This is a genomic window from Marinicella marina, from assembly GCF_030065545.1.
Classification (GTDB): Bacteria; Pseudomonadota; Gammaproteobacteria; order Xanthomonadales; family Marinicellaceae; genus Marinicella; species Marinicella marina.
In genome coordinates this window covers 218,995-233,034 of the sequence record NZ_JASJNC010000002.1, presented here as the reverse complement: position 1 = coordinate 233,034, position 14,040 = coordinate 218,995, and the positions used below count along the sequence as shown (strand labels likewise).

General features: G+C 45.2%; 10 protein-coding genes and 1 tRNA gene. 7 read left to right on the top strand and 4 right to left on the bottom strand.

The window, feature by feature from the left end:
* Window positions 1-50: 50 nt before the first annotated feature.
* Complete coding sequence (locus QNI24_RS03700; protein WP_267174935.1) at window positions 51-1,334, top strand: TolC family outer membrane protein; 1,284 nt, start codon at window positions 51-53, stop codon at window positions 1,332-1,334.
* Here the strand turns inward: QNI24_RS03700 and QNI24_RS03695 are convergent.
* The 4 genes from QNI24_RS03695 to QNI24_RS03680 form a co-directional block, all read right to left on the bottom strand.
* Window positions 1,309-1,641 (bottom strand): PilZ domain-containing protein, encoded by a 333-nt coding sequence (locus QNI24_RS03695; RefSeq protein WP_283708496.1) that lies wholly within the window; start codon window positions 1,639-1,641, stop codon window positions 1,309-1,311. The two genes, QNI24_RS03700 and QNI24_RS03695, sit on opposite strands and share 26 nt — an antisense overlap.
* 20 nt (window positions 1,642-1,661) lie before the next feature.
* Window positions 1,662-3,959 (bottom strand): DUF1631 family protein, encoded by a 2,298-nt coding sequence (locus tag QNI24_RS03690; protein WP_267174933.1) that lies wholly within the window; start codon window positions 3,957-3,959, stop codon window positions 1,662-1,664.
* 197 nt (window positions 3,960-4,156) lie between these two features.
* A complete protein-coding gene (locus tag QNI24_RS03685) occupies window positions 4,157-4,756 on the bottom strand; it encodes a DUF937 domain-containing protein (protein WP_267174932.1) in 600 nt (199 codons plus the stop codon).
* Window positions 4,757-4,930: 174 nt separating this feature from the next.
* Window positions 4,931-6,403, bottom strand: coding sequence for a glyceraldehyde-3-phosphate dehydrogenase (locus tag QNI24_RS03680; protein ID WP_267174931.1), 1,473 nt, complete (start codon window positions 6,401-6,403; stop codon window positions 4,931-4,933).
* A 185-nt stretch (window positions 6,404-6,588) separates the two neighbouring features.
* Between QNI24_RS03680 and QNI24_RS03675 the strand changes: the two genes are divergently transcribed.
* The 6 genes from QNI24_RS03675 to eno all read left to right on the top strand — a co-directional run bounded on the left by QNI24_RS03675 (window position 6,589) and on the right by eno (window position 14,030).
* Window positions 6,589-6,665: transfer RNA gene (locus tag QNI24_RS03675), tRNA-Asp, on the top strand.
* A gap of 76 nt (window positions 6,666-6,741) precedes the next feature.
* Window positions 6,742-8,664: a M1 family metallopeptidase gene (locus QNI24_RS03670; protein WP_283708495.1), complete on the top strand. Its 1,923-nt coding sequence runs from the start codon at window positions 6,742-6,744 to the stop codon at window positions 8,662-8,664.
* A 14-nt stretch (window positions 8,665-8,678) separates the two neighbouring features.
* Window positions 8,679-9,986, top strand: a complete 1,308-nt coding sequence (deoA, locus tag QNI24_RS03665; RefSeq protein WP_267174929.1) for a thymidine phosphorylase — start codon at window positions 8,679-8,681, stop codon at window positions 9,984-9,986.
* A 254-nt stretch (window positions 9,987-10,240) separates the two neighbouring features.
* Entirely contained in the window at window positions 10,241-11,881 is a 1,641-nt protein-coding gene (pyrG, locus tag QNI24_RS03660) for a CTP synthase (RefSeq protein WP_267174928.1), read from the top strand.
* 13 nt (window positions 11,882-11,894) lie between these two features.
* Window positions 11,895-12,737 carry a 3-deoxy-8-phosphooctulonate synthase gene (gene kdsA / locus QNI24_RS03655; RefSeq protein ID WP_267174927.1) on the top strand — a complete coding sequence of 281 codons (843 nt, stop codon included), beginning with the start codon at window positions 11,895-11,897 and terminating at the stop codon, window positions 12,735-12,737.
* Window positions 12,738-12,740: 3 nt separating this feature from the next.
* On the top strand, window positions 12,741-14,030 hold the full coding sequence (gene eno / locus QNI24_RS03650) for a phosphopyruvate hydratase (protein ID WP_267174926.1): 1,290 nt from the start codon (window positions 12,741-12,743) through the stop codon (window positions 14,028-14,030).
* Window positions 14,031-14,040: the final 10 nt, after the last annotated feature.

Below are 14,040 nucleotides of genomic sequence, written 5' to 3'. Positions count from 1 at the left end.
TAAGCACCTTGTTTGCCGGGTCCGCCTGCGCTGAAAATCTTGTTGATATCATGAATACAGCACTGGAGAAAGACCCCCAGCTGCGTGCTGCGAAATTCAACCAAGAAGCCAGTTTGGAAAACCGCAAACAAGCCATGGCAAATTTTCTGCCACAAGTTTCTGGCTCATGGTCAAAATCACAATCAGACAGCGAAACCAGTTTCGATGATGGGCGTTTCAATAACCCACCAAAATCAGAATCGGATGGCTGGGACCTCAGTCTTAATCAAAGTATATACAACCATGCCAACTTTGTGCGCTTAAAGCAAGCCGACTTGCAAGAGGCCAGAGGGTATGCCAACTATGGAATAGCAGCACAAGATTTCTTGATCAGAGTGGCGCAAAACTATTTTGATGTGTTAACCAATATTGACGCGGTCAGGTTTGCTGAATCAGAAGAAAAGGCCATTCAACGACAGTTGGAACAAGCTGAACAACGTTACGAAGTCGGTTTGGCTGCCATCACCGATGTGCATGAAGCACGCGCTCAATATGATGGTGCACGGGCCAGTGTAATCAGTGCCAAGAATGTCCTGGATGATGCCAGAGAAGCACTGTATGAAATCACCTTGCAATACTACACTGACTTGAATGGCCTACCTGATGAATTCAACCAGTTGAAGTTGGTGAATGATGACGTACGTTACTGGGAAGACTTGGCATTGCAGAATAACCCAACCCTGGCCGTGGCTGAACTGGATGCTGAAATTGCCGAGAAAACCATGAAAATAGAACAATCAGGCCATTACCCAACGGTCAGCTTGTCAGCACGCAGGGGACGGAATAACGATGCAGGTCGCTCATTCCAAGACATCGACGCAGAAGGTAATTTGATCGTCAGAAACATTGCAGACTCAACCACAGATTCAAACTCGATTAACCTCACTGTCAATGTACCCATCTATGAAGGTGGTCGAGTTTCTTCTTTAACCAGACAGGCTAAACTGCGCTACAAGGCAGCCATGGAAGATTTGGATCGCATCACTTTTTCCACGGTCAGAAATGTTCGCAGCGCATTACAGAATGTTGAAGCAGGTTGGAGCTCTGTGCAAGCCAGGCAGTTGGCCGTGGTTTCTGCTAAAAGCGCCGAGGAAGCAACTGCTGCGGGTTTTGAAGTTGGTACCCGCAACATTGTTGAGGTGTTGAATTCACAAAGAAGCTTATACCAAGCCCAAAGAGACTATTCTCGTGCCAAATACGATTATCTATTGAATGTACTGCGCTTGAAGCAAGCTGCTGGCATTTTGGAGCAAGCTGATATTTTAACAGTCAATGCGCTGTTAACTGTTCAATAACTTCATCCAGCTTGGCTTGGTTGTCGGCTGAAATATCTATGATATGAAAGCCGGCAAAAGTAATACCACTGGTTTGAAGATCAGCCCATATACATTCCGCGCCCACTGATATGTGGGCGTTTTTCATTCCAGCTACAACTACTTCAAGTTGGAATATCATCCCTGATTTGATTTTATTGCGGCCAACTAACAGAAATCCACTTGCAGAAATATCCACAATGCGTGCAAATTTTTGCTGATTCAACTGGTTGGTCACATATGAACCCTCCGGTGGATTAACCCTTATGTTTTCTCTTTTTTCTACCATAGTTTTTCTCAAGTCCTTGTTTAAGCAGCCATTTTTTTCAATCTATCCATAATGTTACTCAAAGCTTTTCTAAAATAACCCCCTTCTTGCACTTCAACTTTGATGATGTTGTTGCGGTGGATATCAATGGCCAGTCGAGGCAACTTCATTTTATGCGGATGTCGGCCGACCAAATCCACAAACAATACCGTCTCACTCATGGTGCTGACCCAGCTCAACTTTCTTCGCAGCGTTTCTTTCTGTTGGTTAATCACAAAATCAAACATGGTCCCATAGGGCATGTTAATAACCTGTTCCATGATTAATTTTTCATTGTCATTCAGCTCTCTGATTTCCTCAATTTTCTTATTAGAGGACTCAATTTCTTGGGATTTAACCGCCTCATCAATGGACAGTACTTTCTTTAGTTTTGGTTTGACTTCTTGCTGCTCTTTTTCATCACTTTCTTGCCACCCCAAGCATGAATGGATGTTGTCTTTGGTTGAAATGCGGTCTCGTTTCGAGAACCCCAGTTCATCCATGGTTTGGTCAAGGTGGTGCATGGCCGCCAACTTATCTGGACCACTGAGCTTCATGAACTCATTTTTATTACCTATTTGCGAAATGATTTTCGCCGACTTGGTCTTCTTTTGCCATTGTTCTGAGTCTTTGCCCTCACGAAGCAAGGTCAAGGTCAATGAGTCCTTCCAAACATGTTGAATGATGTCACGAATGAATTTGATGTCACAGCCTTCTAAAATCTCATCCAAATGCGATTCAACCTCAGCCTTGGTAAGCTCCATTTTCTCCTTGCCTTGTGCCGCACTGACCCACTTTTGTTCGGCTTTCTTAGCCCTGTTTTCAGTCACTTCTAAATATTGCGTGAGTTCTTTCAGCGCACCCACAAAAGACTGTGTGGAACCATCAAAAGACTTGGCTGCAGAATCGCTGTATTGATGGATTTGTTTGATGATGTTGGTGCCATGCCACTTTTGTGAAGAATCAACCAAAAGTTCCATGAATTTTCGTGCTGGGTGAGCCGCATCAGTGAAGAAGTTTTCATCATTCACCGCCATTCTTAACAGCGGTACATTGATGGCATTGAATGAAGACCTGATGTGAGAATCGATGCTGTCATCTTTTTCAATTTCATCATAGACCATGCCCATCAAATCAAGGGTTTTGTTTTGTTTTGGTGACAGTTCTGGGTAATAATTGCCGGTGTTGTTTTTGACTTGATCAGCCAGCATTTCCTTTAGATTATGGATGTTTTTGCTGGTCGCCACAATCCCGGATTCTTGCGAAATTTGCGACAAGGCTTTATCAAAATCATTATCGGCAATTTTTTGTACTTGTGGCGCACCATTTGCTGCTCCTTGGCCTTGAGCGGCATCACCGCCCTGTGATTGACCGCCTGCATAACCTTGTGAAGATTGAACAGCTGACCCTTTAGGTGGCGATAACAAATCAAAAATTGATTCAACCAACTGTTTGGTTTGTGGATCAAATTGTCGTGACTGAGTTTGTTGATATTCACCGGCAGCAATCTCGTTTTGACCTGTTCCAGGAGCTGCGTTTGATGCTGCTCTCGATGTCACTGGTCCCGAACCCGTCTGGTTTGGCATCGGTGATTGCTCGTTGTCTTCAGCTTCACTTGGTGCATCTGTCTGGGCATCTGTTTCAGGCTCGGTTTTTACGCCACGGTCTTGATTACTTGTTACACTGACCTCAGGTTGTAAATTGGGCAAAATCCCCGCATCAATAAATACTTGGTTTATTTCCTTGTATGCCTCGTTGATGCTGCCGCTGAATTCTTTCGTTACAAAATCAATGATCATGGTTTTGACTTGCACTTCAAAGTCGACTGACTTGAATGCATGACTGAATAACCAAACAATTGAAGCCGGTGAAAACGGCATGTTGGTTTTATCTATTTTTTCATTACCAAAAATCACATTCATCCGTTTCTCAAGGGTATAGAGTTCGGCGTGACTGACTACTTCAAGCGTCGAGTCCAATTGCGTTAAGGACAAAGAAATCGACAGCTCTTCATCTTCCACCAACGACAATGACATTTTGTTGTCAGATTTATTAACCTCTGCAGAAATGAATTCAGGCATCGATTTGATTTGGGTGCGCATGCCGCTGGAGAGGCTCTTGGCGCCACTTTTCAATTGTCTATATTGAGTAAAAAGGGATTGTTCGTCTTGGTTGGAAGTGGCGTTTTCGGCCAGTTTGAATAACTTTTTAAGGGTGAGATTCATGGCCGACTTGAGGTTGGCCTGTAAATGACGATCGAAAATAACAATACATTCGTTTAATATTTGGTTTCTATTCATGCTTGATTTTAATATTCAGCTAAGCTTGCACTTTGATTATGAATTGATTGAGTGTTATTTGATTGTAGTGATTGTTACTTGATCAAAACCCCACCTCCCTTAGCTGAATAAATTACTAGATAACATTATGATTTGCAAGGTTTATCACAACCAGTGCATTGAGCTGGTTGTGATGCCTACTTGCCTTTAGTTGCTTTTTATCTTTTAAAAAATCCTGATAGCAAGCCAGAACCCTGCTTCATGACGTCAGATAAATCAACATCACCATCACCATCACTGTCCAGAGCTCGTTCCAAAAAACTCAGGTTGGGTTGTTGCTTTTTGATTTGTTTGCGTTCTTGTTTCAACATGTCTTGTAGACCTGAAACGCCCAGATTATTCTCTCGCTTGACCTTACCCACAGCGCCCATAACAACGGGTGCCAAATTAGCCAATATTTTACCTACATCTGCACTGTCCAAACCGGTTGCTTTACCCAATTGATTTGACACATTTTGTTGTCTTTGGCCTAACACGTGACCCAAAATTTGTTCACCCATGGATTGCGTTTTTGACTGTCCCAACATCGAGCCCAAATTGCCAAGGATGCCACCATCATGGTCGCGCTCCAGTGCGCCTGCCAATGCCTCAGCACCACTTCTTGATTTGCTGTTCTTCTGTAGTGCCGATAACAACATAGGAATGGCAGCTGCCATGGCCCTTTGTGTTGCTTCTTTGTTGCCGCCCACCTGTTGACTGACTTGTTCTAACGCCTGCTCGCCGATGTTGCTTTTGATTAAATCGAGAATACCTGTCATGTTTGTTTCCTGTAAAAATTGAATGACATTAAAATAATACTTGGCCTCCTGTTGTGCAAGTAAAACAATGTGAACAACCTTTAAATAGCCAAAGGGCCAACACAACAAAATTAAAACCCCAGCACAAAAAAGGGTGGACAGTGCCACCCTCTTGATATCTGTTGTGCTGAATGATCAGCTGTTTGGGTAGGTTGGCCAATTGACCCCAGCGAATTTTTCCAAACAACGCAGCACTTGACACGAATAGCCAAATTCATTGTCATACCAACAATAAAGCACCACATTATTGCCATCAACAATGGTGGCCTGTGAGTCAATGACACAAGCTTGTCTTGAACCAACAAAATCGGTTGAAACCGCTTCTGATGAAATGGTGTAGCCTATTTGTTGTTGCAGCTTAGAGTGTAATGATTTACGGCGCAAAAACTCATTCAACTGCTCCAAATCTGTCTCTTTCTGCAGGTTGATATTAAGGATGGCCATAGAAACATTGGGGGTAGGAACTCGAATGGCATTACCCGTCAGTTTACCTGCCAACTCAGGTAACACCTTAGCCACTGCCTTGGCTGCGCCAGTTGAAGTCAACACCATATTCAATGCTGCGCTGCGGCCACGGCGGTCTTTGTTGTGGTAGTTGTCAATCAAGTTTTGGTCATTGGTGTAGGCGTGCACCGTCTCAATGTGGCCGTGTTTGATGCCGTATTCTTCATCCAAACACTTTAACACCGGCACGATGGCATTGGTGGTGCAAGATGCGGCGCATATGACTTCTTGTTCTGGGGTGATTAAATCGTGATTGATGCCGTAGACAATATTAGGAATATCGCCTTGAGCTGGCGCCGTTAACAACACTTTTGAGGCGCCTGGACGCAGGTGTCCACGCAAACCGTCCTCATCTTTCCATACCCCGGTGTTATCAACAATCAATGCATTATTGATGCCGTATTCAGTGTAATCAATATCAGCCGGTGAGTTGGCGTAAATGATTTGTACTTCATTGCCATTGATGACCAATTTATTTTGCTCTTCCAGTACACGAATGGTGCCGTGGAACTTACCGTGAACAGAGTCTTTGCGGAGCAAAGCAGCACGTTTCTCTAGGTCATTATCGGCTTTGCTTTTGCGAATCACAATAGCCCTCAGAACCAATACATCACCACCACCAGTCTTATCAACCAACAACCGAGCAACCAATCGTCCAATGCGACCAAAACCATAGAGCACCACATCCTGCGGTTTTTCTAATGGTTTGGCATCTGAGTCTATTAAATGTGCCAACTGTTCTTTGACGTATGCATCGACATCTGACTGCTCAATGTCCTCGTAGCTGTTGGACTTGAAATAGCGGTAAACCATTTTGCCCACATCAATGTGTGCTGGCCCTAATGGCAGCTCTGCGATTGATTTGATGAATGGATAAGTTTCATATTCACTGAGCTCATTGGCCTCTACCTGGCGCACAAAACGATGTGCTTTCATTAAATCGGTGACTGATTGGTTGATCATGCGTTTGCCATACATATACAGCGATACATTGCGGCGTCGGTATAATCGGCCAATCAAGGGAATCATACCTTCAGCCAAGGCTTCTCGCTCTTTCCAGTCAGCAAAAAATTCAGTCGGTAGGGGTCTATTTTCTTCAGTCATTACGTCTCCAGCCACAGGCCATAACAGTTAAAGGGTACGGGATAATAGGGCGCATATTCTATCATTGAATCTGTGGCGTTGATAGCGACCATAGTTTTTTTATTTGCTTGATAAAAAAACTTTCTTATTTAAAAAATATATATTAGAATGCGCGCTCTCGATTTCTTGAGATGAACCACCCTTGCGGAGCGGTAGTTCAGTTGGTTAGAATACCGGCCTGTCACGCCGGGGGTCGCGGGTTCGAGTCCCGTCCGCTCCGCCATTTCATATTTCTCCCCTTTGCTCTTGTAAAGCCAATTGTTTGCGTTATCATAATGGTTTTTCAGCCAAATCCCGCTATGCGCTTGAACCAAATACCATTCATCGTATTTCTCATACTGATGCTACCAGGCTGTCAAAACAGTCAAATCAAACCCAAAGAGACCACTGTCATTATTGCTGACTCCAGCCAGCCAGCAGCGCTAAAACGCCCTGATCCACACTCATACTCACGACATGACAGGGTCAAAATAAAGCATTTAGACATCAACCTTGAAGTGGATTTTAAAGATAAGGTGTTGGCAGGCTTCGTTACCATTGATTATGAAAAAATCAAACCAGAAGCATCGCAATTGTTCCTAGATACTCGAGACTTAAAAATCAAACGCATCACTGCGGTCAATGACTCGAACAACCCAAAGCTGATTTGGCGTTATGGTCAAAGTCACGAATTACTTGGCAAACAACTGATCATTGACTTGCCCGATGATGGCTCAGCCATCAAAATACAATACCAAACCATGCCAAAAGCATCAGGGCTGCAATGGTTGAGTCCCTCACAAACCAATGGCAAACAACCCTATTTGTTTTCCCAATCTCAAGCCATTCATGCCCGCAGCTGGATTCCTTTACAAGACACCCCAGCGGTCAGAGTCACTTATGACGCAACCATCACTGTTGACCGTGCCGTCAAGCCAGTGCTCAGTGCCGACAACAACCAACAAAAAGGCGTCGATGGCGTGTACAAATTTTCTATGCCACAAGCCATTCCTTCCTACCTGATAGCCATAGCTGTTGGCGACATCACGCACCAAAAAATAAGTGAGCACGTCAGTATTTTTGCTGCACCTGATGTGGTGGAGGCGGCTGCCTATGAATTTTCTGAAACAGAAAACATGATCACTGCCACCGAGAAGTATTATGGCTCTTATCGATGGGGTCAATATGACTTGTTAATCCTGCCACCCAGTTTCCCTTTTGGTGGCATGGAAAACCCTAAACTCTCTCACATAACACCAACAGTGATTGCCGGTGATCGCTCTCTTGATTCTTTGATTGCTCATGAATTGGCCCACTCTTGGTCCGGTAACTTGGTGACCAATGCACTGTGGCAAGATGCCTGGTTGAATGAAGGTTTTACCACCTACATAGAATCAAGGATAGTGGATGCTGTTCATGGCAAAGAACGCATGGTCATGGAAGCCACACTGGCTTATGAAGCCTTGTTAAATAGCATGCAGGAACTACCGCTTGATCAACAAAAATTAATCAACCCCACCTTCAGCATTGATCCCGATGATTATTTCAGCGCGGTCACCTATGACAAAGGCCGGTTTTTTCTCGATTGGTTAGAACAACAAGTAGGACGCGAGGTCTTTGATCAATTTCTCAACATGTATTTTGATCAATTTGCTTTTCAAAGCATCACCACCGCCGCTTTTACCCAATACTTAGATGACAATCTGGTAAAAAAATATCCTGAAAAAATCAGCATGAAACAGGTTGATGTTTGGCTGAATGAACCGGGCATGCCAGATTTCTTCACGCCACCAACCACATCTCAATTTGATAAAATTGACCAATTGGTTGAAGCTTGGCTGAGCAACGAATTGCAATTGACAACAGCCATATCAAGGGCATGGACCACGCAGGAATGGTTGCATTTTCTGCGTGCTTTACCGTCACAACTGACTGCTGAACAATTGCAATTATTGGACCAAACATTTAGCCTCACCCAACGGCAAAACAGTGAAATCGCCCATGACTGGCTATTGATAAGCATCAACAACCAATATGAAGTGGCTTATGGCAGACTGATTACTTATTTAACTGAAATTGGTCGGGTCAAATTAATCAAACCACTGTATGAAGCCCTGATGGCACAACCCGCATTAAACAACTTGGCTGCCAACATCTACCAAAAAGCGCGCGCCAGCTATCACCCCATAGCCACCAGTCAAATTGATACAATAGTGGGCCATAACCCCGATGTATCTGAATAAGAAGCAGCCACAATATGAACTACCTACCACAAGAAATTATTAAGAAAAAACGCGATGGCCACGCTTTAAGCAGCGCAGAAATTCAGTTTTTTATCCAAGGAATTACCTCGGGCAGCATCACCGAAGGACAAATTGGCGCCTTTGCCATGGCTGTTTTTTTTCAAGACATGAACACCAATGAACGCCGTGACTTAACTGCCGCCATGCAATATTCTGGTGAGGTTTTGAGCTGGCGACATTTGAGTCTCAATGGCCCCGTTTTAGACAAACACTCAACCGGTGGTGTGGGCGATAAAGTATCATTGATGCTGGCACCCATCATGGCCGCTTGTGGCGCTTATGTTCCGATGATTTCTGGCCGCGGCCTGGGCCATACCGGAGGCACTCTGGATAAGCTGGAATCGATTCCAGGCTACAACACCCAAATTTCACCTGCTGAGTTTGAGCGCATAGTCAAGGAAGTGGGCTGTTCAATCATCGGCCAAACAGGCAATTTGGCGCCGGCTGACAAACGCATCTATGCCACCCGCGACATCACAGCAACAGTCGACAGCATCCCGCTGATTACCGCCTCTATCTTGTCGAAAAAATTAGCCGCCGGTTTGGACGGTTTGGTGATGGATATCAAATGTGGCAATGGCGCATTTGCTGATAACCTGCCTATGGCCACAGCTTTGGCTGACAGCATCACCACAGTATCCCCAATCAAAACCCGTGCTGTTATTACTGACATGAATCAAATCATTGGACACAGTGCTGGACACAACGTTGAAGTGCTGGAGACCATCGATTATTTAACCCAGAATAAGACCGATGATCGCCTGCATGCATTGGTTGAGCATTTATGTGCGGAGTTGCTGTGTGTGGGTGAACTGGAACCAGACCTGCAAGCCGCAAAGTCCAAAGTGAACCAGGTCTTGTCTGATGGCAGTGCAGCAGCTGTTTTTGCGCGCATGGTTAAAGCCCACGGCGGCCCATCCGATCTGCTTGAACAACCACAAAAGCACCTCAAAACAGCACCCATTACCAAGCCTGTTTTCAGTCAATGTCCAGGCTACATCAGCGCCATCAATTGTCGTGCAATTGGTTTGGGAATTATTGCATTGGGTGGTGGCAGAAAAACCGCGTCAGATACCATTAATCATGCTGTGGGATTCAGCATGTTTCAGGGTTTGGGCACTTATGTTGATGATAAAACCCCCATTGCACTGGTTCATGCAGCAACCAATGAACAATTCGAACAAGCAGAAAAACTGATCAAAAAGCAAGTTGAAACCGCAACCAATCCGCCAAAGCCAACAGCCATCATCACGGCAGTATAATTGTTGATGACAATCACAGCTGAAGCGTCTTCAGTGAGAATCAATCAAACAACAACCAACCATCAAATTAGCTGTTAAATAGCTTTGGGAGGGTAAAGACGCTGGTAAAAGCTCGCCCTATCAGGGCAGTACGGGTTCGTTGTTTCGACCAAACCCAGTTGTTTTTTTACCTATGGCTTGTGCAAAAACAATGAAGTCCTGCCAAAATTGATTTATAATACACGTCCTTTCTGAGCACAACTATTACACCTAACATGACCAAATTTGTATTTGTCACTGGTGGTGTGGTTTCATCTCTTGGAAAGGGCATTGCAGCAGCCTCTTTGGCTTCTTTGCTTGAAGCACGTGGCTTACGTGTGACCATGATGAAGCTAGACCCATACATCAATGTCGACCCAGGTACGATGAGCCCTTTTCAACACGGTGAAGTTTTTGTCACCGAAGACGGTGCTGAGACCGACTTGGATTTAGGCCATTATGAACGTTTCGTTCGAACCAAAATGTCCCGCAATAACAACTACACTTCAGGCCAGATTTATGAATCAGTGATTCGCAAAGAGCGTCGAGGTGACTACCTTGGTGGCACCGTACAAGTGATTCCTCACATCACCGATGAAATCAAATCCAAAGTACGCAAAGCAGCTGCAGGTTTTGATGTCATCATGGTTGAAATCGGCGGCACGGTGGGTGACATTGAATCACTGCCGTTCATGGAAGCGATTCGTCAAATGGGTGTCGAGGAAGGCCGCAACAATGCCATGTTTGTTCATTTGACATTGGTGCCTTATATCAGTGCTGCCGGCGAGCTGAAAACCAAACCCACCCAGCACTCAGTCAAAGAACTGCGATCAATCGGTATCCAACCCGATGTGCTGTTGTGTCGTGCTGAACATCCCATACCAGAATCTGAACAACAGAAAATAGCCTTGTTCACCAATGTTGAAGCAAGGGCAGTCATACCAGTGATGGACTGTGACAACATTTACCAGATTCCGGAGGAACTCAGCAAAGAAGGTTTTGATGATTTGGTCATTGAACGATTTGGTTTGGATTGTGGGCCCACTGATTTGTCGGAATGGCAACGGGTGGTGGCCGCAGAGGCCAATACCAAAGACCAAGTAACCGTTGGCATGGTTGGTAAGTACCTCGAACATTCAGATGCCTACAAATCACTGAATGAAGCCTTGCGTCATGCCGGCATACCTAACCAAACCCAAGTCAAAATCAAACACATAGATTCCGAAGAGTTGGGTGAGACCAAAAACAATGCGGTGTTCGATGACGTCGATGCAATCCTGGTGCCAGGTGGTTTCGGAAACCGCGGATTTGAAGGTAAAATCCATGCGGTTGGGTACGCCCGTGAACAGGGTATTCCCTACCTGGGCATTTGTTATGGCATGCACGCTGCGGTGATTGATTATGCCCGCAATGTCTGTGGCTTGAGTGGTGCCAACACCACAGAAAATCACGACAAGACACCCCACCCAGTGATTGGTTTAATCACTGAATGGATGGACCGAGAAGGACAAAAAGAAATCCGAGATTCACAATCAGATTTAGGTGGCACGATGCGTTTAGGGGCACAAAAATCACGCCTTAAGGCCAACTCTTTGGCGCACCAAGTTTACGGCAAAGAGGTGATTTCAGAGCGTCATCGCCACCGCTATGAATTCAACAATAACTACGCCCAACAATTAAGTGACGCTGGCTTGGTTTTTTCTGGTCATTCTGAAGATGCGCGCTTGGTTGAAATTGTCGAATTGCCTAACCACCCATGGTTTTTGGCTTGTCAGTTTCACCCAGAATTTAATTCAACGCCAAGAGATGGTCACCCTCTTTTTGCGCAATACATTGCAGCCGCTTTGGCGGAAAAAACCAAAAAACAAGCTGCATAACTGAGAGAACAACATGAAATTATGTCATTTTGAAGCTGGACTGGATCAACCTTTTTTCCTCATTGCTGGACCTTGTGTGATTGAGTCACTGCAACTGGCAATTGACACAGCGGGCCACTTAAAAGAAATCACTGATCAAATGGGCATACCATTTATCTTTAAGTCATCTTTTGATAAAGCCAACCGCACCTCATTACAGTCGTTCCGTGGCCTGGGCATGGAAAAGGGTTTGGAAATCCTATCTGAAGTACAAAAGCAATTGAACGTACCTGTGATTACCGATGTGCATGATGATTCACCGATTGAAGAAGTGGCGGATGTGGTAGACGTGTTACAAACACCGGCATTTTTAGCCCGACAAACCAATTTCATCTTGCGTGTTTGTAGCGCTGGCAAGCCAGTGAACATCAAAAAAGGTCAATTCATGGCACCATGGGACATGAAAAATGTGGTTGACAAAGCCTTATCAACTGGCAACGAACAAATCATGGTTTGTGAACGCGGTGCCAGTTTTGGCTACAACAATTTAGTCTCTGACATGCGCTCCTTGGCGGTGATGCGAGAAACTGGTTGTCCGGTGGTGTTTGATGCCACCCATTCGGTACAATTACCCGGTGGACAAGGCGGCACCTCTGGCGGTCAGCGAGAGCACGTTCCAGTTTTAGCACGTGCTGCGACTGCTGTCGGCATTTCAGGCTTGTTCATGGAGACTCATCCCGATCCTGCCAACGCCAAAAGCGATGGTCCCAATGCAGTGAGACTCGACCAAATGGCAGGTTTATTAGAAACTTTAAAAATCATCGATCAAACCATCAAATCAAAACCATTACAAGAACAAAGTGATGACTGGAATTAACCTATGACTGATATAAAACACATTCACGCCAGAGAAGTTCTGGACTCTCGTGGCAACCCCACCTTAGAAGCTGAAGTCACTTTAGACAGTGGTGCTTTTGGCCGAGCCATCGTGCCCTCAGGGGCATCCACAGGCGCCCGTGAGGCCATTGAGTTGCGTGACGGTGATAAAAGTCGTTACCTGGGTAAAGGCGTCAAAAAAGCAGTGAATAACGTCAACACCACACTGGCCGATGCCCTCATCGGCCGTGATGCCAATGACCAAGCTGGCCTGGATGAGGCCATGTTAGCCTTGGATGGCACCGACAACAAAGGCAACTTGGGAGCCAATGCCCTGCTCGGCATTTCATTGGCCAATGCCCATGCTGTGGCCAATGACAAACGCATCCCGCTTTACCAAAGTATCACAACAGTTGAAGAGTTTGTACTGCCTGTTCCAATGATGAACATCATCAATGGTGGCGAGCATGCCGATAACAACATCGATGTACAAGAATTTATGGTACTACCCACTGGTTTCAGTTCGTTCTCAGAAGCACTGCGTTGTGGCACGGAAATTTTTCATTCATTGGCCAAAGTATTAAAAGCCAAAGGCTTATCGACAGCGGTTGGTGATGAAGGCGGCTTCGCGCCCAATCTGGGTTCAAATGTAGAAGCCGTTGATACCATTTTAGAGGCCATTCACCAAACTGGATATAAAATTGGTGAAGAGGTGTACTTGGGCTTGGATGTGGCCAGTTCAGAATTTTACCAAGATGGCCTGTATCATTTGAGTGGCGAGAACAAGCAACTCACCTCAGAGGAATTTACAGACTTTTTGGCCTCATGGGTTGAACAATACCCCATCATAAGCATCGAAGACGGTTTGGATGAAGCCGATTGGGCAGGCTGGAAACACCTGACTGAAAAACTGGGACAGCAAGTCCAACTGGTGGGTGATGACCTGTTTGTTACCAATACCTCTATTTTTAAAGAAGGCATCGAAAAAGACATTGCCAATTCAATCCTTATTAAGTTCAATCAGATTGGCACCTTAACCGAAACCTTGGATGCCATAGATTTGGCTTATCGTTCAGGTTACACCGCGGTGATTTCACACCGCTCAGGAGAAACCGAAGACAACACCATCGCTGATTTGGCAGTAGCCACTTCCGCCACCCAAATCAAAACCGGTTCATTGTGCCGCTCCGATCGCATCGCCAAATACAACCAACTGTTACGCATCGAAGAACAACTGGGTAAAGAGGCCAGCTATGCGGGTAGAGATGCATTTAATTTACTGAATATTTTGTAAATTGCTGGGT

What these genes read in the sequence shown, in the direction of transcription:
- QNI24_RS03700 (WP_267174935.1), top strand. Translation starts at nt 51, where the DNA reads ATGAATACAGCACTGGAGAAAGACCCCCAGCTGCGTGCTGCGAAATTC.
- QNI24_RS03695 (WP_283708496.1), bottom strand. Translation starts at nt 1,641, where the DNA reads ATGGTAGAAAAAAGAGAAAACATAAGGGTTAATCCACCGGAGGGTTCA.
- QNI24_RS03690 (WP_267174933.1), bottom strand. Translation starts at nt 3,959, where the DNA reads ATGAATAGAAACCAAATATTAAACGAATGTATTGTTATTTTCGATCGT.
- QNI24_RS03685 (WP_267174932.1), bottom strand. Translation starts at nt 4,756, where the DNA reads ATGACAGGTATTCTCGATTTAATCAAAAGCAACATCGGCGAGCAGGCG.
- QNI24_RS03680 (WP_267174931.1), bottom strand. Translation starts at nt 6,403, where the DNA reads ATGACTGAAGAAAATAGACCCCTACCGACTGAATTTTTTGCTGACTGG.
- QNI24_RS03670 (WP_283708495.1), top strand. Translation starts at nt 6,742, where the DNA reads ATGCGCTTGAACCAAATACCATTCATCGTATTTCTCATACTGATGCTA.
- deoA (WP_267174929.1), top strand. Translation starts at nt 8,679, where the DNA reads ATGAACTACCTACCACAAGAAATTATTAAGAAAAAACGCGATGGCCAC.
- pyrG (WP_267174928.1), top strand. Translation starts at nt 10,241, where the DNA reads ATGACCAAATTTGTATTTGTCACTGGTGGTGTGGTTTCATCTCTTGGA.
- kdsA (WP_267174927.1), top strand. Translation starts at nt 11,895, where the DNA reads ATGAAATTATGTCATTTTGAAGCTGGACTGGATCAACCTTTTTTCCTC.
- eno (WP_267174926.1), top strand. Translation starts at nt 12,741, where the DNA reads ATGACTGATATAAAACACATTCACGCCAGAGAAGTTCTGGACTCTCGT.